10 protein-coding genes and 1 tRNA gene are annotated in these 25,121 nt (G+C 72.1%); 7 read left to right on the top strand and 4 right to left on the bottom strand.

From position 1 onward, the window contains the following. The first annotated feature begins 3 nt into the window (after nt 1-3). From ASC98_RS05230 to ASC98_RS05200, 7 genes are read left to right on the top strand one after another with little or no spacing between them, the layout of a single operon-like run. Nucleotides 4-912 carry a hypothetical protein gene (locus ASC98_RS05230; RefSeq protein ID WP_056808426.1) on the top strand — a complete coding sequence of 303 codons (909 nt, stop codon included), beginning with the start codon at nt 4-6 and terminating at the stop codon, nt 910-912. Nucleotides 913-936: 24 nt separating this feature from the next. After that, nucleotides 937-3,144 carry a hypothetical protein gene (locus ASC98_RS05225; RefSeq protein WP_200953010.1) on the top strand — a complete coding sequence of 736 codons (2,208 nt, stop codon included), beginning with the start codon at nt 937-939 and terminating at the stop codon, nt 3,142-3,144. Nucleotides 3,145-3,180: 36 nt separating this feature from the next. Further along, complete coding sequence (locus ASC98_RS05220) at nt 3,181-8,151, top strand: hypothetical protein (RefSeq protein WP_056819714.1); 4,971 nt, start codon at nt 3,181-3,183, stop codon at nt 8,149-8,151. Continuing rightward, nucleotides 8,148-9,608 carry a hypothetical protein gene (locus ASC98_RS05215; RefSeq protein ID WP_056808421.1) on the top strand — a complete coding sequence of 487 codons (1,461 nt, stop codon included), beginning with the start codon at nt 8,148-8,150 and terminating at the stop codon, nt 9,606-9,608. Before ASC98_RS05220 ends, ASC98_RS05215 begins: the two co-directional genes overlap by 4 nt. Further along, nucleotides 9,605-11,530 carry an ATP-binding protein gene (locus ASC98_RS05210; protein ID WP_056808419.1) on the top strand — a complete coding sequence of 642 codons (1,926 nt, stop codon included), beginning with the start codon at nt 9,605-9,607 and terminating at the stop codon, nt 11,528-11,530. The genes ASC98_RS05215 and ASC98_RS05210 overlap by 4 nt, the downstream gene beginning before the upstream one ends. A gap of 4 nt (nt 11,531-11,534) precedes the next feature. Beyond that, nucleotides 11,535-20,621: a hypothetical protein gene (locus tag ASC98_RS05205; RefSeq protein WP_157597910.1), complete on the top strand. Its 9,087-nt coding sequence runs from the start codon at nt 11,535-11,537 to the stop codon at nt 20,619-20,621. Further along, nucleotides 20,621-21,577: a hypothetical protein gene (locus tag ASC98_RS05200; protein ID WP_056808415.1), complete on the top strand. Its 957-nt coding sequence runs from the start codon at nt 20,621-20,623 to the stop codon at nt 21,575-21,577. Before ASC98_RS05205 ends, ASC98_RS05200 begins: the two co-directional genes overlap by 1 nt. Nucleotides 21,578-21,666: 89 nt before the next feature. Here ASC98_RS05200 and ASC98_RS05195 read toward each other — a convergent pair. The 4 genes from ASC98_RS05195 to pheT form a co-directional block, all read right to left on the bottom strand. After that, nucleotides 21,667-21,743: transfer RNA gene (locus tag ASC98_RS05195), tRNA-Pro, on the bottom strand. A 42-nt stretch (nt 21,744-21,785) separates the two neighbouring features. Continuing rightward, the gene (locus tag ASC98_RS05190) at nt 21,786-22,277 is read right to left on the bottom strand and encodes a MerR family transcriptional regulator (protein ID WP_056808413.1); all 492 of its coding nucleotides are present in this window, start codon (nt 22,275-22,277) and stop codon (nt 21,786-21,788) included. 35 nt (nt 22,278-22,312) lie between these two features. Continuing rightward, the gene (locus ASC98_RS05185) at nt 22,313-22,681 is read right to left on the bottom strand and encodes an integration host factor subunit alpha (protein WP_056808411.1); all 369 of its coding nucleotides are present in this window, start codon (nt 22,679-22,681) and stop codon (nt 22,313-22,315) included. Between the two features lie 12 nt (nt 22,682-22,693). Then, nucleotides 22,694-25,108: a phenylalanine--tRNA ligase subunit beta gene (gene pheT / locus ASC98_RS05180; protein ID WP_056808409.1), complete on the bottom strand. Its 2,415-nt coding sequence runs from the start codon at nt 25,106-25,108 to the stop codon at nt 22,694-22,696. Nucleotides 25,109-25,121 lie beyond the last annotated feature (13 nt).

Here is a 25,121-nt window from a genome sequence, read left to right as displayed (position 1 = left end):
ACCATGAGCCTCCAAGCCCAAGACGCCGACCCGCTGTACGCACAGCCCCGCGCCGAACGCCCCGCGTTCGCGACCGGCATGCTGCTGGACGCGCAGGACTTCACCGACGAGCAGACCTACCACCGCGGCCGGCTCGCCCGCGCGCTCGCCTTCCTGGCCGGCGGCGGCACGCTGGCAGGCCTGCAGGTGGAGCACCTGCCGGCCGCGGCGGGCCAGGTCGAGGAGATCCGCGTGCAGCCCGGCCTCGCGGTGGACCGGCTCGGCCGGCTGGTCGAGCTGGTGCGGCCGGCCTGCGTGCGGCTGGACGCCTGGTACGCCGCGACGCAGGCGGCCGACGGCGGCGACCTGCTGTTCGCGTCGGCCTACGGCACGCCCGGGCGCTTCGTCTCGCAACGCTTCACCGAGGCGGCCACGCCGCTGCCGGCGCGGGCGGTGGTGGCCGACGTCTACCTGCGCTTCGCGGCCTGCCCGATCGGGCTCTCGCCCAGCTTTGCGGGCGGACCGTTCGACGCGCTGAATGCGGTGTCGACCTCGCGCCTGCGCGACGCCTACGAGCTGCAACTGCTGCCGCGTGCCGGCCTCGACGACGCCTACAGCGGCCTGCCCTTGCCGCCGGCCGCCGAGGTGCTGGGCGACCCGACCGGCGCCGCCGCGGCACGCCGCAACGCGTTGCAGGACGCGGTGTTCGCGGCCTATGGCACGAGCGGCCATGCGGGCGGCAGCGGCGGCCTCGCGCCCTCGCCCGAGCAGCCGCCCGGCATCGACCGCAGCGCGATCTTCCTCGCCCGCGTGCTGCTGCCGGTGGACAACGCCAACCCGCCGGTGCGCGGCGCCGGCGCGCCGGCGGTCGACAACTTCGGACGCCGCTTCCTTCCCCCCGCCGCGCTGTTCGCGCAATGGGCCGGGGCCTGACCTGCATTGACGGAGCTTCCAGCCATGGCGATCAACTTCACCCGAGGCGCAGCGCGCGAACTCGTCGACCCGGCCGAGGTGCCCCAGCTGCGCTCGCGCGGCGTGCTGGTGCAGGACCCGCGGCGCGAGCGGCCGCGCTACTTCGACGGCCGCTTCCTCGCGGCGCGCGACCTGATCCGCGACCAGCAGTACTTCCTGACCCGCGAGGCCGACCTCGGCCGGGCCGCCGGCAGCGGCGTGGCCGGCGGCCTGTATGTCGATGCAGGCGCCACCCCGCAGTCGCTGAAGATCGCGGCCGGCCAGGGCATCACGCCGGCCGGCGAACTGGTGCTGCTGCCGCACGAGGTGAACCTGAACCTGGCCGACATCCCGCTGGCCGAGCAGTTGTCGGTGAGCTTCGGGCTGTCGCGCCTGCCGGCCGCACCGCTGCGCAGCCGCACCGGCCTGTTCATCCTCGCGCTGCGCCCGGTCGAGTTCACCGGCAACCCGATCGGCGCCTACCCGAGCTCGCTGACCGGGCCGCGCACCGTGGAAGACGGCGACGTGCTGGAAGCCGCGGCCATCGTGCTGATTCCCTACCAGGACGATGGTGCGCCCGACGACCTGCTGGCACGGCGCGGCAAGGCGGCGCGCACCATCTTCACGCTGTCGCAGCGCGACAGCACCTCCGTCAACGTGCTGCCGCTGGCGATGCTGGCGCTGCAAGCGAACAGCCTGGTGTGGGTCGACGAAGCGCTGGTGCGGCGCGAGCTCGGCGCCTCGCGCGGCGACCTGCCCGGCCTCGGCTTCGCGCCGCGCGCGCTGCGGCTTGCGCACCTGATGCAGCACCAGGTGCACCTGGCCGACGTGGTGGCGCAACTGCACGGCCGCAGCTTCCCGGCCGCCACGCAGTTCCCCGCGCTGCCGCCGGCCGGCCCGCTGCCACCGGGCACCATCGACGTGCGCGACTTCACGCAGCGCTACTTCCCGGCCGAGGTCGACGTCGACTTCTCGATCATCCCGGACGACGAGCTGCCAGCGCTGGTGGAGGAGTCGCTCGCGCTGCCGCCGATCGACTTCCTGGCCAGCGATGCCGCGCTCGACCTGACCGCCGTGCTGGTGCTCGCGCCGGTGCCGCGCAACGATTTCCGCAGCGTGCTGGCCAAGCTGCAGACGCGCAGCCGCGCGCTGAAGCCGGTCGCCCCGAACCGGGTCGCGCAACGCAAGCCGCTGGAGATCCTGCAGCGCCTGCGCCTGCCGCTGCCCTTGCCGGCGGTCGACCCGGCGAACCCGGCGGATGCCGAGTGGGCACGGCTGGCGCAGCTGCCGACGCTGTGGTTCGTGCGACGGCGCAACCTCGCGTACCGCGACGACCTGGTCGGCGCGCCGGTGGCGGTGGCCGGCGCCAACGAACTGGCGATCGAGACCGCGGTGCGTGCGCGCATCGGCTCGCTCGGCCTCGATGCGTCGCTGGCCAAGGTGCTGGGCAGCGCCAGCACCAAGGCGGCCTCGTCGGTGATCTCGCTGCTGGCATCGCCGCGTGTCTCGGCCTCGCCGACGCTGACGGCCGCGACGCTGGGCGCCTTGACCGCACAAGCGACCCAGGCGGGCGGCACCGAAGGGACCGGCGGGCTCGACCAGGCCAAGGTGCTGAGCCTCGGCGCCGAGATCAGCAACGGCAGCGTGGGCAGCGGGCTGCTGCGGCTGGAGAAGAGCGCCGACGGGGCGGTCAGCAAGAGCGCCCTCGCCACGCTGGCCGGCAACGACGCCTGGCGCAAGCTCGACACCAACGCGCGCAGCGCCCCCGCCGGGCAGCTGCCGCAGTTGTCGGCACGGCTGACGCGCATCGCCGGGCCCAAGGCCCAGACCGAGACCGAGACCGAGGTCGACGCGGCAACGCCGACACCGCCGGCCGGCCCGGCGGTGCCCGTGCCCCCGCCCCCACCTGTGCCCGTACCCGTACCCGCGCCCGCGCCGCCCGCAGCAACGCCTGCCACGCCGACCGCGCCACCGGCACCCCGGCCCCCGATCGTCAAGCCGCCGGTCTCGATCCCCGTCGTGACACCGCCGATCTCGCCGCCACCGGTCGTCGCGCCCCGCGTGATCGTCACGGCGCCGACCGCCGTCGTGAAGCCGGTCGCGAAGAAGGCCGTCGCCAAGGCCGCGACCGCCAAGGCCGCGCCGAAGAAGGGCGCTGCCAGCAAAGCCGCCACGGCCAAGCCCAGGACCAAGGCGCCGCGCACCGGCCGCTGAGCCGCCGCCCCGAACCGACCAGCCAGGAGAACTGCCGTGAGCATCACCCCCGTTCGCGACCCGGTGCCCGGAGAGCGCGTCATCGCGTTGTCGCCGGCCGATGCCGCCGAGGCCGCCGCGGCCTGGCTGCGGCGGCCGCACATCTTCCCCGGCCGTGCGCTGACGCAGAACGCGCTTCAGCAGTCGCAGGACTGGGCCGCGGGCCACCTGGCCAAGCGCGGCCAGGACTGGGTCGCCGGCATCGTCGACGGCCTCGAGCTGATGGCGCAGCCGGCCGTCACCGGCGATGGCTTCGCCGCCACGCAACTGCACCTGTCGCCGGGCCGCGGCCTGGCCACCAGCGGCGAAGACGTGGTGCTGACCCGCTCGCTCCAGTGCCTGCTGGCCGACGTGCCGGTGGTCGCGCCGCCCGGCTTCTTCGTCGACGGCAGCGGCGTCGGTCCGGGCGACGCAGACCTGCCGCCCAGCCTGCGCCCGCGCGGGATCGGCATCTCGCTCGGCGAACTGGCCGCGGCCTCGCTCGCGACGCTGCCGCCGGTCGGCGTGCTGCTGTTGCAGCCGGTGCGCGTCGAGACCACGCCGCTCGACCCGTCGGACCCGTGCGAGCACAACGCCTGCGACGAAGGCACGGTCAACAACGCCGAGTCGCATGTCGACTGGCGCAGCGCCGATGCGGTGCGCCTGCTGTGGTTCGCCTGGCCGCCCGAGTGGCGCCCGCTGCCGGACCTGCCCGCGGCCCAGTGGCGCAACGCCCTCGCCTGGAGCATCTTCCAGGCCGAAAGCGAGCTCGACGTCGACGCCACCCTGCCCTGGGAAGACTGGGGCGTGCCGATCGCGCTGGTGAACCTCGACGCCGCCCGGCTGCCGCTGTGGCTGGACCGCGCCAGCGTCGTGCGCGACGGCGGCCGGGCGCGCGATGCGCGCCTGTTTGCGCCCGCCGCGGGCCTGGGCGGCCCGCTCGGCTGCAACAGCCGCCTGCCGTCGCTGTGGCAGGCGCAGATCGAGCAACTCGCCGAGCAGATCACCGCGGCCGGCGAGCCTTCGCCCGCGGCCGACCAGCTCGCCGACGCCTTCAGCACGCGGTTGCCGCCGGTCGGCCTGCTGCCGAAGAACGCCTTCGAGCCCGCCAAGCGGCGGAGCGGTTTCTTCCCGGCCGGCTTCGACGTCGACGCCGTGCCGGTACCGATCGAGCAGCTCGACCTCGCGGTGCGCGCCAGTGCCTCGCTCGCGCCGCTGAACCCGTCGGCCGCCGAGAGCGTGCGGCTGCTGGTGCCGGTGCCGCTCCAATCCTGGGAACCGCGGCTGCTGCAGACCGAGCTCATCGACCCGCTGTTCCAGCAGACGCTGGACGAGAACCTGCTGCGCCGCGCCCGCACGCTCGGCATGCGGCAAGGGCTGCGCTACCGGGCCGCGATGCTGGCGCACGCGCTGAACGGCCTGTCGCAGCCGGTGCCCCCGTTCCGCGACGATCCGCTCGCGCTCGAGAACGAGGCGCTGACACCCTGGGGCGAACCGCCACCGGGCGGCGGCCACCGCAGCACGGTCGCGGTCGGCCAGCACCAGCACTTCTTCGACAACGCCAGCCCGAGCTTCACGGTGCCGGCCGGCTGGTCGATCTTCACCTGGGTCTGCCTCGACCCCGACAACCCGCCCACCGAGCTGATGCTGCAGTGGCACACGGCCGGCAACTGGGAGCACCGCGCCTACTGGGGCGACGACCAGATCAAGCTGGGCACCGCCAACACCGTGTCGCGCACCCGCATGGGCGACCTGCCGCCGGCCGGCCAGTGGGTGATGCTGAAGATCCCGGCCGAGAAGGTCGGCCTGGCCAACCAGGCACTGGACGGCATGTCGTTCATGCTGTTCGGCGGCCGTGCCGCCTATGGCCTCACCGGCGCGCGCACCGATTTCCAGTGGACCAAGTGGTTCTGCAACTTCCTGCCGCTCGGCGCGCACGTGCAGGGCGACGAAGCCTGGGACCTGCTGACCCCCAACGACCTCTGGGCACCCTTCGAGCCGCACGACGGCGTGGTGCCGAGCCTGCCCGAGCTGCTGGGCAGCACCGACGGCGACGTCTTCTCCACCCCCGGCACCCAGACGCGCGCCGTGCCGATCAGCGGCTTCAACATCGACTATCCCAACGCCGCCGGCTGGCGGGGCCACACGGTGGGCGACTTCAACGGCGTCACGCTGGCCGCCAACGGCAGCGACCGCCTTTCCATCTGGGTCTACCTGGACGAACTGACGCCACCGCGCTCCCTGCTCTCGGTGGTGGTCGGCAAGGTCAGCCCGACCGCCCCCGAGACGACGCGCTTCGCCTTCTGGGGAGAGAACCACCTGGCGCAGCTGGCAGCCACGTCCAGCGCCTTCAAGTCGGTGACGTCCGCCGAGCGCGCCGGAGCGCTGCCGCAATCGGGCAGCTGGGTCCAGCTGACGCTGCCGGTGCCTCCATTCGCCGAGGTCGCGAGCGAACTGCTGGTGCGCGTGCGGCTGCTGGCCTTCGACGGCGCCGTCGCGTTCAGCGAGCTCGTGCGCTACCCCGCCGCCACGCCCACGGTGCCGCAGCGCCTGTGGCCGCTGAGCATCGTCAACCGCACCTCCACCACCCCGCCGTACTCGCCGCTGCTCAATGCGACGCTGGTGCCGCAGAACAACCTCGGCGTGCTGACGCCGACGCCGTCGTCGCGCATCGGCACGGTGCGCATCTACACCGAGCTGGTCAGCGACCCCTTGATCAGGAAGCTGTCGGGCCACGAGCAGTCGCAGTTGCTGCTGCGCGGGCTGTCCGGCTTTGCCGACTACCTGCGCACGCGCATCGACCGCGCCGACGACATCACCGACTTCGGCTTCGCCCACATGCAGGTCGACATCTACCGCATGCGCCAGCTGACGATGAGCACCACCGACGCCTCGCGGCTGGCGGTGTCGCCGATGCTCGCCGCCATCGCCAAGTCCGACAGCGCGATCGTGGTGCAGAACCAGATCCGCGACTACCTCGGCACCGTCAAGGCCTCGGCCTCGCTGACCCGGGGGCTGGCACTGAACGCGGCGACCGTCGCTTCCGCCGCCCCGCCGTCGGCGCCGACCGTGTTCGCCGCCGCGAGCAGCCTGGCCATCAACACCAACCTGGCGATCAACGGCAGCTTCGAGGACGTGCGCGTGGCGCCCCGCTCCAACCTGCTCTCGTCGCGGCCCCTCACCTCCGGCCGCGTGCTGCTGCAACCGCGCGCGCCGCTGCCCATCGTCTACTCGGCCCCCATCATCGGCGCGTCCGAGGTGCGCACCACCGCGATCGCCGACCGGCTGCGCAACCCGCCGTCGCCCGAGGCCCGCGACTACGCACTGCTGAATCGCCGCAACACCGTCAACTCGCTGCTGACGCTGCTGGACCAGTTCATGACCGAGGACAGCGGCGAGGTGCCGGCGCTGCTCGACGGCTTCAACATCCCCGGCCTGCCCGGCGACCCGTTCCTGGCCGGCAGCAACGCCACCAGCCGCAAGCTGATGGAGTTCCGCACCAACCCGGCCTTGCTCGATGCGCTGACGCGCCCGCCGCCCCTGGTGCTGCCGCCGGCCAATGCCGTCTCGGTCGACGAAGCGGCCATGTTCACGCAGACCGTGGCGCTGTCGGACGTGACCATCTCCATCCTGCGCCAGCTGGAAGCCCGACTGGTCACCTACCGCGATGCGCTGACCCGCGCGCATGCCGCGCTCGACGACCTGCAGACCGAGAACGACGCCAGCCGGGCCCGCCTCGCCGAGGTGGCCGACGACCTGGCCGAGGCGCGCCACGACGTCAGTGTGGCCCGTGCGCTGATCAGCGAGGAGCAGGAGCGCATCGCCGCCGTCAACGCGCGGCGCGCCAAGGTGCTGGACGAGGACGTGAAGTTCGTTGCCTACATCCGCCCGCGCGAGACCGACACGCTGCTGGCCACGCCGACGCATTCGGTCGACCCGGGCCTGCTCGACGCGCCGGTGCCGGCCTGCCTGCGCGAGCACCCCGACACGCCCGACGAGCTGATGGACATGCTGCGCGTGCTGCGCGAGGCGCCGAGCAACTGGTTCGTGCGTGCGCCGCTGATCCTGCAGCAGCTGGACCGGCTGGAACCGATGCTGCGCCTGATGCAGAGCGCGCAGTTGCGGGCGGTGTCGGGCATCGCGCTGCCGCAATTCATCCAGCCGGCCGTCCATGCGAATGCGCTGGCGCTCGGCATCGCCCGCGTCGCCACGCGCCAGGTCGAGGCCCTGGCGCCGCGCCTGAGCGCGATGCAGGGCTTCAACATCGCGGCGGTCGCGACCAGCACCTGGCAGGCGGTGCGCGTGCAGGCCGAGGCGGTGGTCAGCTTTGCCGACCTGGCCGAGGGCGGGCATGGCCGGGCCGATGTGGCGCGCGCGGCGGCCACCGAGCTGCAGAACATGCGCAGCGTCGTCAGCTGCCTGCATGCCGAGTTCTCCGGCATCCCGGCGGTGCTGCGGCTGCAATGGGCCGAGATGCTGTCGGAGTTCGACGCCGCACCCAACCTGCGCAACCTGTCGAGCCTGCCGCGCTGGGCCGAGATCGGCTACATCGACCGGCGCCAGATGCAGGGCTATGTCGACTGGCTGTTCGCGCAGATCGTCGACAACGTGCCGCAGGCGGTGGCGCTGGTCAACGACGTGGTGCGCATGTGCCTGCTGCTCGCGAGCCATGCGCCGGTCGACCGCATCGTCAGCGGGCGCATGGCGCGGCCGGTGACCGGCATCAGCACCGGCCTGCGCATCCCGCTGGCGGTGCTGGATGCCGCACCGCTGCGCGTGGGGATGCAGGCGCTGCTGTACCGCAACGACGCGCTGGTGGCGCGCGCGCTGGTCGAGGACCTGGGCTCGGCCGAGATCTCGGCGCGCGTGATCCACACGGCCGCCGACAGGGTGGACCTGGGCGACGACGTGCGGGTGCATTTCGACAGCAGCGCGATGGTCAGCCTGAGAACACAGGCCTCCACGCGCACGCTGTTCCGCGTGCCATGAGCCAGCGCACCGTGCACCGGCTGCAGCTGCGCGCCCCGAGCGAGGCCGCGGTGGCGCGCCTGCTGCCGAGGCTGGAGGACGCACTGCGCTGCGCCAGCCTGCCGGGCGACGATGCGCGCGTGATGGTCGTGCGGCGGCTGGCGCTGGGGCGCATCGCGCACGACATCGGGCCGCAGGCCCTGTCGATGCTGATCGAGCGGCAGCTGGCGGCGACGACGGCGGCGGTCGCCGCGGCCACGGGCGAACCGCCGGCGGCCGACGCGGACGTCGTCTGCTTCGCGAGCCCGCTGGACGCGCGCACGCAGCTGGGCTCGCACCTGCAGCGCGGCGCAGCGTGCGATGCCTGGTACTGGCCGCTCGCGGTGCCGGAGTTCCAGCGTGGCCTGGCCTTGGCCGCGCAGTGGCGGCGCGTGTTGCTGGCGCTGGCGGCGCTGCCGGAAGCGCGCAGCGCGGTGCCGGCCTGGGTGGCCGCGATGGTGCGCGCGGGAGCCGCGGGTTCGCTGGCCGCCGCGCTGACGGCCGACGAAGGCGCGGGCCTGCTGCTGCAGTTGTCGATCGCACTCGTTGACGATCGCGACGCGGCGGCGCCGCCGCGCGACGCGCCCAGGCCGTCACACGACGGCCTGCGGGCCGATGCCGTCCTGCCGCGCTGGCTGCGCAGCCTGCTGGCCGTGGCAGCCGGCGCCCCGTCGCTGTCGCGGCGAACGCCGCCACGGCCCGCGGAGTCCGCAGCGCAGTCGCCCACGCCCACGGCCACGCCGGTCCGGCCTGGCGAAGCGCAGGTCGCGGGAGCCGTCCCGGCATCGGCCGAGACCGGGTCGGCGCCAGGCGAAGCGCACCGCGCGGCGCCTGCGCGCCCACCGGAAGGAACCGCCCCGCCATCGAAGGACGCTGCGCCGCGGGCCCGCCTCGACCCGCAGCAAGGCCACGCCCCCACCCTCGCGGCGCCGACGCCGCAGCACAGCGAGCCGCCGGACCTCGGCCGGATCGCGCACGATCCGGCCCCCTGGCTGCAAGCGACGACCTGCGGCGGCCTGCTGTTCCTGCTGCCGGTGCTGGCGCGGCTGGGGATCGCCGCACGGCAGGCATCGGACGCTGCGCTGCCGCAGCGCGTATTGCACGCAGCGCTGCGGCGGCTGCCGGTGCCCGCGGACGACCCGGCCTGGCAACTGGCACTCGCGCTGCCCGACCCCGCGCACGATGCCGATGCGCAGCAGTGGCTCGCGCAGGCCCGGCGCTGGCTGTGGCGCGCCGGCCGGCTGGGCCTGCGGCGCCTGGTGCTGCGGCCGGCCCGGCTGGGGGTGAGCGCGACGCATGCCGACCTGCATTTCACGCTGGACGACATCGACCTGCGCGTGCGACGCCTCGGCCTCGACATCGACCCCGGCTGGCTGCCGTGGTACGGCCGCGTCGTCGGCTTTCATTTCGACGGTTTCCGCCGTCGCCACGCACCATGAATGCCCCCGAACGCCTGCTGCCCGCGCTCGCCGCGTTGACGCTGGCCGAGCAGGCGCTGGCGCAACTGGCACCGGTCGAGCTGGACGACACGGCCGCGCCGGAGGCGCAGTGGCTGGCCTCGCTGCGCACCCGCGAAGCGCCGCCGCCGGACGCTGCTCCGGCGTCCGCCGATCGGGCCTTGCATCGGCTGGCGCAGGCCCTGGCCCTGCTGCCGGTCGAGTGCAGCGCCGTCGCGCTGGCCCTGGCCGCCGACACCGATCCGATGGTCTCGCGCGCACTTGCCTGGCTGCAGGCCCCGTTGCGCGAGATGCACCCCACGGCCGGCCTGGTGGCCGCCTTGCACCTCGACGAGAACGGCAGCGCCACGCAGGCCCTGGCACAGCTGGTCGACGGCATGGCCGTGCGCAGCGGGCTGCTGCAGCTCGACACGGCCGGCCGTACGCTGCCCGACGCACCGTTGCGCGTGCCCGCGCCGGTGGTGCTGGCGGCCTCGGGCGCGCAGGGGCACTGGCCGGGCGTCACCCTGGCAGAGGCCGCCGATGCGCTGCCGCCGAGCCTGCAACGGCAGGCCGAGCAATGCGCCCGCAGCCTGGCTGCGCAAGGCGTGCTGGTCGTGCGCGGCAGCCACCCGCGCGAAGCCCGCAGCGCCGCCGCCGCCATTGCCCGGGCGCTCGGCCGGCGCGCCGCCTTCATCGACGGCATCGCGCCGCCCGCGGGACTCGCCGCCTGGCTCGCGCTGCACCAGGCGCAACCGGTGTTCTGCAGCGAGGTCGCTCCCGGCGAGCGCCAGCGCGTGCCGGCCCTGCCCGGCCACCGCGGTCCGCTGCTGGTCGCCAGCGGCGTCGACGGCGCCTGGTCCTGCGATGGCGACACGCCACCGGCGTGGCGCGTGCCGCTGCCACAGGCCGACGAGCGCGCCGCGCTGTGGCGCCTGGGCCATGTCGACGTGGAACTGGCCTGGCAACTGGCCACGCAGCACCGCCACAGCGCCGCGCGCATCGCGCAGCTGTGCGAGGCGGCCGGGCAGGCGCGGCTGCGCGAAGGCGACGGGCCGCTGCAGCCTGCCCACCTGCACGGTGCGCTGCGCCACGCCCGCAGCGAACTGGGCAGCCTGGCCGAGGCCCTGCCCGACGACGTGCCCGACGCCGCGCTGGTGCTGCCGCCGGCGCTGCGTGACGAACTGGCGCGTGTGCTGCAGCGCTGCCGGCTGCGCGACAGCCTGTCCGACGGCCTGGGCGCCGCCAGCCGCACGCGCTACCGGCCGGGCGTGCGCGTGCTGATGGTCGGGCCGTCCGGCACCGGCAAGACGCTGAGCGCAGGCTGGCTGGCGACGCAGCTGTCGCTGCCGCTGTACCGCGTCGATCTGGCTGCTGTGACGAGCAAGTGGATCGGCGAGACCGAGAAGAACCTGGCCGAGCTGTTCGCGCGCGCCGAACATGCCGAGGCGATGCTGCTGTTCGACGAGGCCGATGCGCTCTTCGGCAAGCGCACCGAGGTCAAGGACGCCAACGACCGCTTCGCGAACCAGCAGACCAACTACCTGCTGCAGCGCATCGAGTCCTGCGACGGCATCGTGCTGCTGACCAGCAACAGCCGCAGCCGCTTCGACACCGCCTTCACGCGGCGACTCGACGCCATCGTCGACTTCCCGGCGCCGGGTGCGGACGAGCGCCGCGCGCTCTGGCTGGCGCACCTGGGCGAGGCCCACCGGCTGGCCGGGCCGGCGCTGAACCGGCTGGCCGCCGGCTGCGAGCTGGCCGGCGGCCACATCCGCAACGTGGCGCTGGCGGCCCGCGCGGCCAGTGGCGGCGGCTGCATCGATGCGCAAGCGCTGCTGTCGGCGCTGTCGGCCGAGTACCGCAAGCTCGGCCGGGCGATGCCGGCCGGCCTGCTGGTCGTGCCCGACGCCGCGCCGGGCTGAACCCATGACGCGGCTGGCGACGCGCCGTGCACCCGCGCCCGCCGGGCGCGTTGCCGCGCCGAGCCGACCGGCCCCCGCCCACGTGCAGGCCGATCCCGCGCCGGACGGCCTGGCCACGCCACGGCCGGCCGCGGCGCCGGCCCCGCTGCCGCGCTACCTGCAGCCGCAGCCCGCACCGCTGGGGGCGACGTGGCAGGCGCCGCTGCCGCCCGACGCCGTCGGCAGGCCGGCGCGCCGCATGCCGACCGCCGACGACGCGCCCGGCCGCACGCCGGGCACGCCTTCGGCGCCGGTCGCGATGAGCTCGGCCACGGAAGCCGTTGCCGCGTTGACGCCGCTGGCCCCGCCTGCGCCGCCCCCGAAGGCCACCGTGCCTGCTGCGACGCCGTCGCACCCACCGCCTTCTGCCACGCCCCCTGCGGCCACGCCGACGCAAGACAAGAAGGCAGACGCCAAGTCGCCGGGCGACAAGAAGGCCGACAACGGGAAGGACGACAAGAAGCAGGACAAGAAGGCCGCGGCCAAGCCCGGCGGCCCCGGCGAGGCCAGGGACAAGCCGGCCGGCAAGGGCGAGGCCGACGGCAAGGACAAGGGCAAGACCGCCAAGGGCGCCGCGGCCGGCGGCCTGGCTGGCAGGCTCGAAGGCGACGGCGAGGAGCAGCCCGAAGGCGAGGTCGAGCCCGATCCGGACAGGCCGTCGGAGGACACCGGTCTCGCGGTACCCACCAGCTTCGATGCCGAAGCGCTGGAGATGGAATGGCAGGCCGACGCCGAGTTGCCGGCCGACGTGTTGCCGCGCCGCGAAGGCAGCGCCGCCAGGCCCGCCGAGCCGAAGAAGAAGGACGAGGGCAAGCGCGCGCCCGGACCCGCCACCCACCCGTCCGCACCGGACAGCGACCCGCAGGCGGTCGACGCGGCCCGCGAGGCGGCGCGCAGTGCCTATGCCGACCTGCACCGCGAGGCGCACCGCGAGCAGGCGGCACTGGCCGCAGAGACCGGCCAGGTCGCCGCGTGGATGACGCACCGCTACGGCCTGACCGCCGACACCGTGACGCAGCAGCACGTCGAGGGCATCTCGCAGCTCGATGCGCAGTCCGACCGCCTCTGCGAAGAAGCCGACGCGCAGGCCAGCCAGGCGCAGTTCGCGCTCCAGTCGAGCTTCCTCGACGCCGGCACCAGCCTGCAGCGGGCGGCCAACAGCGCCTGGGGAGCGATCAACGCCAACGACGCCGCTGCCTCGGCGATGATCACCGCCAACGTCGGCACGCTCGAGCGCTCGCACAACGCGCGCTTCGCGAAGGAGACCGGGCGCGCCTCGGCGGCCCTCAAGACGACGCTGGATTCGATCCAGAAATGGTCGGACCAGCGCGCCACGCGGTACCCGATCCAGGGCGCCTCGTCGGCGCTGCAGGGCGCGAAGAACGAGCGCTACCAGCCCCGCATCCCACCGCTGGCGAAGAAGCAGATCGACGAGCTGGGCAAGCACAACACCGAGGTCATGAAGGCCTGGACCAGCACCAGCAGCACCACGCTGTGCAACGCCGGTTGCGGCTACCGCGGCGGCCTGGACTCGAACCGCAAGCAGACCTTCGACGCCGGGCGCAAGTCGGTCGGCAAGGCCCTGAAGCAGGCGAAGAAAGGCTTGGCCACGCAGTTCGCCGCCGCGCAGCTGAACCTGCGGCAGATGCGCGCCGCGCTGCTGCACCAGCTGCGCGCGCAGCAGCGCGCCGCCCGCAGCCGTTTGACCGCGCAGGCCCGCGCCGTGCTCGGCGGGGCGCTGCGCGGCGCGAAGGGGGCCGTCGGTTCGGTCCACGGCGCGGCCCGCAGCGCGCTGCCCGGCTACTGGCGCAGCGTGCACGGCTTCGGCCAGAACCTGCGTGCGACCGGCCTGAGCGGTGGTGCCGCCGCCGTGCGCCGCCTCGCGCAGACCGGACCGGGCCCGTTGCAGCGCGGCCTTGCCGCCACCGGCGCCTCGGTGCGCGAGCGCAGCGCCGGCAGCCGCGAACGCTTCGAAGCCGACCAGACACAGCAGCAGGACGACCTCGCGACCAGCCGCAGCACGCAGGTCGATGCGACGCTGCAAGGCATGTCGCAGGCGGCCACCGGCGGCGAGCAGCAACAGGGCGAGCGGATCGCCGCCTTCGCCAAGTCGGCCGTCCAGTTGCGCGACAGCGTCACCGCTGCGGCGCAGAGCTGCATGGCGGCCCCGCAGAAGCTGTTCAAGGAGTCGCTCGCGAAAAGCCAGGCCCAGGCCCAGGCCTCGCTGGACGGCGTGTTCACCGGCGTGCAGCCCAAGCCGCCGCCTGGAAACCCGGACGGCAAGGACGGAGGCGGCGAGGCCTGCACCAGTTGCAGCAAGGATTCACCCGGCAGCGACGGCAAGAAAGGCAGCGGCGACGGCCCCAAGGGCATCACCGGCCAATGCGACGAAGAGGTCAAGCAGCTGGAGCAATCCGCCAAGGCCGATGAGCTCTTCAAGCCCGCACTCGACAACATGGGTGCCAAGGTGGCCAGCCTGCTCGACAAGCACGGCAACGACGTGCATGCCGCCTTCCGCGGCGCCTTCGCCGGCTCGGTGAAGGAAGAAGCCGTGACCGGCGGGCTGCACGGCCTGACCGCACCGCAGGGCCACGCGCTGGACGTGAAGGACCACCCCGGCGCGATCAACAAGGGCCGCACGCTGACCTGGGAACTGGGCTGGTACCTCGGCGTCAACAGCGACGACTACGCCGCGGCGATCAAGTACCTGGCCGGCGACGCCGTCGGCGGCGCGAAGGCGGAGTTGAAGGCCTCCATGCATTGGTACAACGACGAGGAGTCGCGCATCGAGAGCACGATGCGCAACCTCTCGCCCACCGAGGCGGCCGAGCTCGCCCGCTCCGACCCGGCGTTGAAGGACAAGGTGCGCGATGCGCTGGACGGCACCGACCTGAAGGTGTTCGACGCGCTGCTGCAGGGCGATGCCGCGACGGCCGACGCGCTGCGCATGAAGGACAAGATCGACGACGCGCGCCGCGAAGGCGACGCCGACGCCGTGCACGCCGCCGAGGCCGAGTACACCAGCATGCGCGGCGGCGACTGGAATTCGCGCGACCTGGAGGAGCGCAGCGAACTCGGGGAGATGAGCCCCGAGCAGCGCGAGCAGGAAGAAGACAAGCACCGCGCCGCGGTCGCCAAGGCGCTGGGCAAGATGGTGCCGGACGCCGACGTGGCGCAGGCCGCCGGCCCGAACGGCGTGGCGGCGATGAGCGACGAGGAACGGGCGGCGGCCTACGTGACGCGCGACATCCAGGTCTACGTCGGCGGCGGCGAAGGGGCGCCGCCCGAGCCGGTGACGATGAGCATCACCGGTGCCAACAAGGACCTGGCCACCGCCATCCTGCTGCACGGCAACAAGAGCGTCGAGGCGCAGGCTGCGCGCCTGGGCGTCGAGATCGAGCGCAAGGGCGACGACCCGAAGGCGCTGAACGTCGACACCGCGGTGTTCGACGAACGCTTCACGCCCGACAACCCGCAGGCCGGCCCGAAGGAAAAGGCCGACAACGAGGCGCGCCGCGCGCAGGCACGCGACAAGCGCGCGCAGATCCTGCTGCTGGCCGGCCAGAAATACGCCGGTGCCGAGGCGCCTCCGAAGGACTTCAAGCCCGACGCGGCCAGGCCGCTGGACGACCCGCGCGTGGCCGAGGCGCGCGAGAAGCTCGGCGCGAAGTTCACCGACCGTTTCGGCGAGGACAAGCTGGGTGCCGACCTGGTCAAGGGCCTGATGAAGGACGAGCGGCCCTCGGCCACGACCAACTCGCTGGCGATGCAGCATGCGATGTACTCGCACTGGGGCACCAACGAGGAACTGATGTTCCGCTTCTCCGAGCGCATGACGCGCGTGGAGATCGAACAGATGCGGACCCAGTTCCGCACCGATACCGGCAAGGACCTGGACGCCGAGATGGGCCTGTTCGGCAAGGGCCCGTTCTTCTCCGAGCTGTCGGGAGACGACCGGCTGCGCATGGAACGCGCGATGCTCGGCGTGCCGGTCAACGACAAGGAGAAGCTCGAGGCCGCGGTGTTCGCCATCCAGCAGCAGAAGCGCGAAACGGGCTTGCTGGGCAAGTTCCTCGCGTCGGGCAGCGACGGCGAGAAGTCGATGGAGGCGACCGAGCAGAACCTCTACCAGGCGGCCGGCGTGAAGCCCGGCGACTTCACGGTCGAAGGCCACCTGAAGGGCGGCGGGCTGTTCGACAACGGCGGCAACTACACCGGCAAGGACAAGGACAGGTTCGTCTCCGGCACTGCCAACGCGCTGCAGGTGGCGCAGAACTACCAGGCGGTCATCGATTCGTATGCGGACATCGCGACCACCGGCATCGCGATCCTGGGCGCGATCGCCGCCGCCGCGATCACCGTGGCCACCGGCGGCGCGGCCGGACCGCTGATCGCCGCCGCGGTGGTGGCGGGCCTGGCCTCGATGGGTGCCAACTACGCGATCAAGGGCGGACGCTACGGCTGGGAGCAGGCGGCCGTCGACCTGGGCATGACGGCGGTGCAGGCGGTGACGGCTGGCGTCGGCGCGCAGCTGGGCGCCGCCGCGCAGGTGGCCTCCAAGGGCGCGCAGGCGGCCACGCAGGCCAGCCGCATGATCACCTCGCTGGCGCGCATCTTCACCGGCAATCCGGTGGTCGACCAGATCATCATCGGCGCGATCACGAGCAGCATCGGCACGCTGGGCAGCACCGCACTGCAGGAGCAGACCTGGGAGAAGGGACCGGGCCATGCGGTGGGCGCGCTGTTCGAGGCGTTGCTCAAGGGCGCGCTGACCGGGGCGGCGACCGCCGCGGTGTCGCAGGCGATCGAGGTCGGCGCCGGGCTCGGGCCGAAGCTGCAGGCGCTGTCGGCCGAAGGCGGGCCGGCCGCCGCGCTGCGCGCCGTCGCCTTGCGCGGGGCCGGCCGCGCGCTGATCGCCGGCACCGGCGGCATGGTCGGCAAGGGCACCGAGATCCTGTTCGACAAGGCCACCGGCAAGTTCCATGGCCGCGGCGAAGACGCGCTGTGGGAGGTGGGCAAGGCCGGGCTGCATTCGGCGGTGCAGGGTTTCGGCGAAGGCTCGTCCGAGGCGGTGGGCCAGCGCTTCCACAACGCGTCGATGCAAAGGCTGGAGGCCGACATCAGCGCCGAGCGCAAGGGCCGCGGCATGGAGCCGCTGGAGCCGCGGGCGCTGACCGAGGCGGCGCACGACCTGGCGCTGCTGAACCTGGCCGGCGGCAACGACGGGCTTGCGCGCGCGATCCACCTGGACCACGTGGCCACGCACGGCGGCATCCACGCGACCGTCGCCACGATGCATCCCGAGCCGGTGGTGCTCGACAGCATGCGCGCCGAACTGCTGCGCCATGTGCCGCCCGAGTTGCATGCGGGCTTCGGCGAGGTGCCGATCCGCGTGCTGCCCGAGGCCGAGTTCCGTGCGCTGACGCGCAGCGAATCGGGCAGCGTGGTGACGCTGATCCACGACGGCAAGCCTTCGGTGGTGATCCGCGAGGGCACGCCGATCTCGCGCCTGGCCGACGAAGGGCCGCACCTGATGCAGGCGCACGAAGGGCCGGCCCGGGCCCGCGTCGCCAGGCTCGACGAGGCGGCGCTGGCGCACTGGGATTCGCTGCCGGTGGAGGCGCAGCTGGACCTGTACCGCAACAAGGTCGGGCTGGAGATCGAGGCCCACGAGCAGATCGCGCGTTCGACCGACGAGGCGGTGGCACGCGGCGAACTCGACCCGCGCCAGGCGGCGCTGGAGCAGGCACGCAACGACACCACGCTGCGCAACCTGCGCGAACGGCTGGTGGAGGTGGAGGCGATCGGGCCGCAGCAGCGCGCCGCGATGGAGAGCGGCGCGGCCGCGAAGCCGCAGTACCTGGAACAGCCGGCGCGGCTGTTCTCGAAGGAGTCCGCGCCGCGCGCCAACGCCGGTTTCAGCACCGAAGAGATCCAGGCGGTGCGACAGCAGCACGAAGGCGAGCATGAGCACGACGCACGCCCGGCCCGACCGGGCGAGACCGAGGAGCCGCACCCGACCGTGCCGCACGAGCCGCCGGAGTCGACCGATGGCAAGCGCCTGTTCGACCGCACCCAGCAGCAGGTGGATGAGCAGCAGGCGCGCATGGACCGCGGCAACACCTTCAACAACGAACAGGAAGTGCGCCACCCGCACAACGAGGTGTACATCGACATCGGCAGCAATGGGAAGCGGGTGCGGGTCGACTCCTACGTGCCGGGCGAGGAGATCATCTCGCGCAAGTACACCCAGCTGGCCGAGCTGAGCGAGGCGCATGCGATCGGCTACATCAACGAGCTGATCGAGAAGTACCCGCGCGGTGCGGTGATCTCCGACGTGCCGTCGAACCATGCCAACGGGCTGGCGGGGCGGACGCTGCAGGGCGAGTACGTGCTGCAGGTGGCCGAGCAGTTGACGCCGGTGCCGCGCGAGGTGCTGCAGAACGCGCACAACGCCGGCGTGACCATCCGCGATCCCGAAGGTCGGGTCTACTCGCTGGAGCATCCGGAAGGCAGCGGTCGACCCGGCCTGCGGGCCTCGGCCAGCGAGCCGGAACAGCATGCCGCCGAGATGCAGCAGGCCCTGCTGCGCCATGTGCCGGAGGCGTTGCACGCGGTACTGGGCGACACCGTGATCGAGGTGTTGCCGGAGCACACGTACAACCGGCAGTTCGGCAGCGAGCACTCGGGGGCCGTCACGCTCATGCAGGACGGGCGCCCCTACGTCGTGATGCGCGAGGGCATGCCGATCTCGCGCCTGGCCGACGAAGGCCCGCACCTCGTGCAGGCGCACGACGAGACCACCAGCGCCCGCGTGGCGATGCACGACGAAGCCGAGATGCGGCGCTGGAACTCGCTGAGCGTGGAGCGGCAGACCGAGCTGTATCGCAACAAGCTGGAACTGGAAATCCTGGCGCACGAGCAGATCGGCCGCTCGTTGCAGGAAGAATCGCCACAGGGCCTCGACGAGCAGCACCAGCGCGACTTCGAGGCCGGCCGCAATCGCAACACGCTGGACAACCTGCGCGCACGCCTGACTGAACTCGGCGAGATCACCTCGGCCGGTGCCGCCCGGACGCCGGCGCAGGCCGACACGCTGAACGAGCGGCTGAGCCAGCCGGCACGGCTGTTCTCGAAGGAAGCCTCACCGAAGATGGAGCAGCGGCCGGTCGTCTTCGAGCCCTTCTCCGGCCCGTCGCTGAAGAGCGCGCAGGAACTGCAGCAGCGCCATCCGGGCGCGGAGGTGGTCACCTCCGAGGCCAGTCGCCCGCCTCCCGCCAGCGAGGTCGAGCACTTCGAGGCCGGCGGCGGGCGCTTCATCGGCGAGCGCTTCGGCGAATCCCTGCCGGACAACTCGGTCGACCAGATGCACGTGCGCTTCCCGTTGCCGCACAGCAAGGGCAGCGAGATGGCGATCGGCCCGCACCAGATGGCGGCGCACCCGGGCAAGAACATCTTCGAGGTCGCGATGGCGATGCAGGCCGGCATCGAGAGCATCACCAACCTGGGCCCGCACGCGCTGCGCACGCTGAAGCCCGGCGCGACGATGGAGGTGGTGTTCCACGAGGGCGAGATCGCCGGCGAGCTGGCGAAGCTGCAGGGACGGGTGTGGACCGACCCGGGCACCGGCGAGCGCTTCCGGCTGGAGGCGGTCGGGCCCGCGCAGCGCCAGCAGCGCAGCGAGGTCGCGCCGCATTCGGGCCACGGCCTGATCGAGATGGGCGTGGACCTGACCGAGGTCAACGTGGTGAAACTGCGCAAGGTGCGCGAAGGTGCACCGGCGGGCGAACCGCCGCCCTCCTCCTCCTCGAACCCGACGGCGTCGAGCGCGGCCAGGGCCCCGAGCGAACAGGAGCGTGCCGAGGGCCGCAGCGGCCGGGCCGGGCGCAAGCAGCAGGAGCGCCTCGAACGCAACCAGCGTGCCGAACAACGCCAGCTGAAGACCGAGCGCGAGGCCGCGCAGCGCCAGGCGATGCAGGAGCGGCAGGCGTCGGCCGCGATCGAGACGGCGGCCCGGCGCGCTGCGGTCGAGGAAGGCCGCGTCGGCCCCGGCGAAGACCTGCACCAGCGCATCGGTGCCGTCGCCGCGGCGCTCGACGTGCCGGTCGACCAGCTGGCTCGTGCCATCCGGCACTTCACCGACGACCTGGGCGGCTCCGGCCGCCGGCTCGATGCACAGGAGGTGATCGACAGCCTGCGCAACCGCGTGCGCGATGGCCAGCCGCCGCGCTACGGCGAGCTCGAGACCTGGGTGGCGCAAAGCGTGCTGGAGCAGAACGCGCTGGCGGTGCAGATGATGCGCGAGCACATCGCGCAGGTGAAGCCCGATGCGGTGCTGGGCGTCAAGCGAGGCGGGGCCTTCCTGGCCGAGATGCTGTCGAGGGGCGTGAGCGGCTTCCCCGAGACCGTGCAGGTGCCGAAAGCCCTCATCCAGCGGCCGGGCAAGGCCGACATCGAACTTCGCATCCCGCACCTGGAGACGGAGATCCGTGCGCGCATCGCAGCGGGCCAGTCGACCTTCGCCATCGTCGACTTCTACATGGGTGGGGTGTTCGCCGGCGAGCTGCAGTCGATGATTCGGCGCATCGTTGCCACCCGGCCCGATGTGCGCTTCGAGGTGATGTGGATGCGCGAGACGCACGGCTTCGAGCGACTCGCGCTGCACCCCGAACGGCCGAACCCGATGAAGCCCACGCGCGAGGACCTGGAGCGCGGCGTGGTCTTCACCGGAAGGCTGCATGACGGCAAACTGCTGCTGCAAGGGCCGGGCGTGCTGCTGCCGGGCCTGAAGGGCACCGGCGACAACCTGGTGCAGTTGCGCGCCACCGAGTTTCCGGTCGACCTGGTGCTCGGCGACGACATGAACAAGGTGATGGCCGCCACCGCGACCGACCCGATCCGCATCTTCGACCGGCATGGCAGCATCGTGAACGAGATCCCGGCCGGCACGCCGGACCCGTCGACCGGGCAGCCGCTGCGCACCACCAAGGACATCCTGGTGCGATTGATCGAAGATCCGGGCTTCAACGACGAAGACAGGGAGGGCAAGTGATGAGCACCGTGGACCCAGCCTCCGGCGCGACGCAGCGTCGTTCTCGCGTGCTCGACCCGGGATGCGGCTTCGAGGCGCTGTCGCGCCGGCTGGCCTCGCAAGGCTGGACGGTTTCGGCCCAGGCGCAGGGGCCGCTGCTGCCGGGCGAACCGGAGCATGCGAGCTTTGCGCACGCGGACGGCGGGCAGCTCGTCTACACCTTCAACCCGGTCTGCCAGCTGCGCGTGCTGGATGCGCCGACGGCGCTGGATGCGGACAGCCTTTCGCAACTGCCGATCGTCGGCGATGAATTGGTGGCCGCGTGGCTCGGGAGCTCGGATGAACGCACCTTGCTGCGCGGCGTGCTCGCGGCGCGCGTGCTGTCGCTGCTGGCGCTGCGCCCTCGCCTGCAGGCACTGCGCACGCACGCGAGCCACGCGGTGCAACAGGCGGCCACGGCAGCCGACGCGGCGATGGCCCGGCAGGTGGAACCTCTCGCGCGACAGGCCGCGATGGTGTCGATCGAGTTGATCGAGGAACAGCTGCAGCCCTTGCTGCGCGCACTCGTGAGCGACTCGCAAGGCGCGGTGGCGGCCACGCTGCGGCCTCGCGACGACGACTTCGACAAGGCCTTCGTGCCGGGTGTGGCGCGGGCCGCGCGGCAGGCTTATGGTGCGCTGTGGTCGCAGCCGCCCCGCCTGGGCAGCGCATCGCGCGAAAGCCGCATCGTGCTGCACCTCGCACCGGCCGGCATGCTGGCCGACGACAACGAACTGTCGCGGCACCTGCCCGGTGGCTATCGGCACATCGCGTCGCAGTTGCAGCCGCAGCGCGTGTGGGCAGCCTGGAAGGTGATCGAACCGGGCCAATCCGCTGGCACGTCGTACGACGGGCTGGTGTGGCTGGACGACCACTGGGCATGGTTTCCGAAGCCGTACCGGGTGCTGGGGCCACCGGGCAGGGACTCGCAGGCCTGAAAACACAAGAGCCCGCCAAGTGCATGCCTTGGCGGGCTCTCTTTCATCGGTGCCGGTCATTGGGACATGACCGCTAACTTTCAAATCTATGGTCGGGGTGGCGGGATTCGAACTCGCGACCCCTTGCACCCCATGCAAGTGCGCTACCAGGCTGCGCTACACCCCGACGTAAGCCGCGCAGTATAGCGTGGAAATCCGGTGGTTCCGGTCAGGCGACGAGCAGGTGGCGGATCGAGATCAGCTCTTCGCGCATCTGCGTCATCGACACCTCGTCGACGATCACGACCGGTTGCGGAATGGGCGCATCTTCGGGCTCGGCCGCCAGCGGCAATTCGGAGTCGGGACCGGTCGCATCGAGTTCGGCATCCAGTTCACCGTCGAGCTCCGCATCCTGGCTGTCCGGCGCTGCGGACGATGCCAGCGAAGACGACGACGCCCGCGAATGGACCAGCTCGGTGAGCCGGTTGCGGGCTCCGCTGATCGTGAACCCCTGCTCGTACAGCAGCTCGCGGATGCGCCGGATCAGCAGCACTTCGTGGTGCTGGTAGTAGCGCCGGTTGCCCCGGCGCTTCATCGGCTTCAGCTGCGTGAACTCCTGTTCCCAATAGCGCAGCACGTACGGCTTCACGCCGCACAAATCACTGACCTCACCAATGGTGAAGTAGCGTTTGGCAGGGATGGCGGGAAGCGCTTTCTCCATTGAAATCAAGGAGTTCGAGAGAGAAAGCTAAGACTTTACTCGAAGTCGTCACCCGCAGGTATGTCGCCCTGCACAACTCCCTTCAGTTTGTGACTCGCGTGAAAAGTTACAACATTCCGGGCCTTGATCGGTATCGATTCCCCGGTACGGGGGTTGCGCCCCGGTCGCGGCGCCTTGCGCCGGATGTTGAAATTACCGAATCCCGACAGCTTCACGTCCTCGCCCTTCACCAGCGTGCCGTGGATGATGTCGAAAAACGCCTCGACCATGTCCTTCGATTCGCGCTTGTTCAGGCCCAACCGCTCGAACAGCAGCTCGGCCAGTTCGGCCTTGGTCAGCGTCGGGGTCTCGAGCGTCGGCAGCAGCACGCGCGGCGGGGATTTGTCGTCGTTGTGGTCGTCCATCGCGGCCTCCGCTCAGCCGCGAAGGCGCACGCCGAGGCGGGCCTTCAGGCTGTCCAGCACCCGGTGTACACCGGCTTCGATGCGCTCGTCGGTCAACGTCGCGGTGTCGTCCAGCAGTTCGAGCCGGATCGCCAGGCTGCGCTCGCCGGCCGCCATGTCGGCGGACGGCGTGACCGGCTTGTAGATGTCGAACAGGCGCGCCGAGCGGATCAGGCCCGGGTCGACGCCGATGATCGTGCCGATCAACGCCTCGTGCGTGACCTGCTCGCCGGCGATCACGGCGATGTCGCGCCAGGCCGACTGCTGCTTCGGGATCGGCTGGAACTGCGGCAGCGGGCGCTGCAGCAGGGCCGACGCATCGAGCTCGAACACCACCGGCGCCTGCGGCAACTCGTACGACTGCCGCCACTTCGGGTGCAACTCGCCGACGAAACCGAGGACCATGCCGTCGACCTCGATGCGCGCCGAGCGCCCCGGGTGCAGCGCCGGATGCTCGTCGGCGACGAAGCGGACCGCCAGCGGTGCGAGCAACGATTCGATGTCGCCTTTCACGTCGAAGAAGTCGACCGGCCGCTCCTTGGCCGCCCATTGCAGCGCATCGACACCGCCGTAGGCCAGGCCCGCGACCCGCAGCGGCTGCGCGATGCCCGCGACGCTGAACGCGCCGTTGGCGACCGCCGCATCGCGGCGGAACACGCGGCCGAACTCGAACACCCGCACGCGCGAGGTCTTGCGCGCCAGGTTGAAGCGCAGCACGTTGACCAGGCCGCCGATCAGGCTGGAGCGCATCACCGACAGCGGGCTCGCGATCGGGTTCAGCACGCGGATCGGATCGGCATTGCCGGCGAGTTCATGCTCCCAGCGCTCTTCGACGAAGCTGAAGTTGATGGTCTCCTGGTAGTCCAGGCCGGCCAGCAGGTGGCGAACCGCATGCGGCCCGCGCTTCGATTCGCTGCGCACGCTCGCGGTGATCGCCGCGCGCGGCGGCGTCGACGGCAGCGTCGGGTAGCCGAGCACGCGGATCACTTCCTCGATCAGGTCTTCCTCGATCAGCAGGTCGAAGCGCCAGCTCGGCGGCGTCACGGTGATCGTGCCGTCGGCCTGCGTGAACGGCAGGCCCAGGCGCTCCATCACGCCGACGCACTGCGCCTGCGTGATCGGCATGCCGATCACCTTCGCTGCACGCGCGACGCGCAGCGTGACCGGCGTGCGCGCCGGCAGCCGGGTGGTCTGGTCGTCCATCGGACCGGCCTCGCCGCCGCAGATGTCGAGGATCAGCTGCGTGATGCGCTCGATGTGCTCGACCGTCTGCGCCGGATCGACGCCGCGCTCGAAGCGGTGCCCTGCATCGGTCGTGAAGTTGAAGCGGCGCGAACGGCCCGCCACCGCTTCTGGCCACCAGAACGCGGCCTCGACGTAGACGTTGCGCGTGGCATCGGACACCGAGGTCGCGTCGCCGCCCATGATGCCGGCCAGCGACTCGACCGCCTCGGCATCGGCGATCACGCCAACTGCCGCATCGACCTCGATCGTGTTGCCATTCAGCAGTTTCAGCTGCTCGCCAGGGCGCCCCCAGCGGACCGTGAGGCCGTGGTGGATCTTGTCGAGGTCGAAGATGTGCGAAGGCCGGCCGAGCTCGAACATCACGTAGTTCGAGATGTCGACCAGCGCGGTCACCGAACGCTGGCCGCAGCGCGCCAGGCGGTCGACCATCCAGGCCGGCGTCTTCGCGGTGGTGTCGACGTTGCGCACGATGCGGCCCGAGAAGCGGCCGCACAGGTCGGGCGCCTCGACCTTGACCGGCAGCACGTCGCGGTGCTTCACCGGCACCGGCGCGAAGGTCGGCAGCTTCAGCGGCGTGCCGGTCAGCGCGGAGACCTCGCGCGCGACGCCGAGCACGCTCAGGCAGTGGCCGAGGTTCGGCGTCAGCTTCAGCGTGAACAGCGTGTCGTCGAGCGACAGGTGCTTGCGGATGTCTTCGCCGACCGGCGCGTCTTCGGCCAGGATCAGCAGCCCGCCGTGGTCCTCGGACAGCTTCAGCTCGCGGGCCGAGCACAGCATGCCCTGGCTCTCGACGCCGCGCAGCTGGCCGAGCTTGATCTCGAAGGGTTTGCCGTCCTCGCCAGGAGGCAACACCGCGCCTACCAGCGCGCACGGCACCTTCACGCCGGCTGCCACGTTCGGTGCGCCGCAGACGATGTTGAGCAGCGCACCGCTGCCGACGTCGACCTGGCAGACGTTCAGCCGGTCGGCATTCGGATGGCGCGCCAGCGACACGACGCGCCCGACGACCACGCGGCTGAAGGGCGGCGCCACCGGGCGCAGCTCCTCGACCTCCATGCCGGACATGGTCAGCAGCTCGGCCAGCGCGGCGGTGTCAAGGGGCGGATTGCAGAACTCACGCAACCACGACTCGGGGAATTGCATTGATGGGTCTTCC

Source organism: Rhizobacter sp. Root1238 (genome assembly GCF_001425825.1).
In the GTDB taxonomy this organism is placed as follows: domain Bacteria; phylum Pseudomonadota; class Gammaproteobacteria; order Burkholderiales; family Burkholderiaceae_C; genus Rhizobacter.
This window is presented reverse-complemented; position numbering and strand designations above follow the sequence as displayed.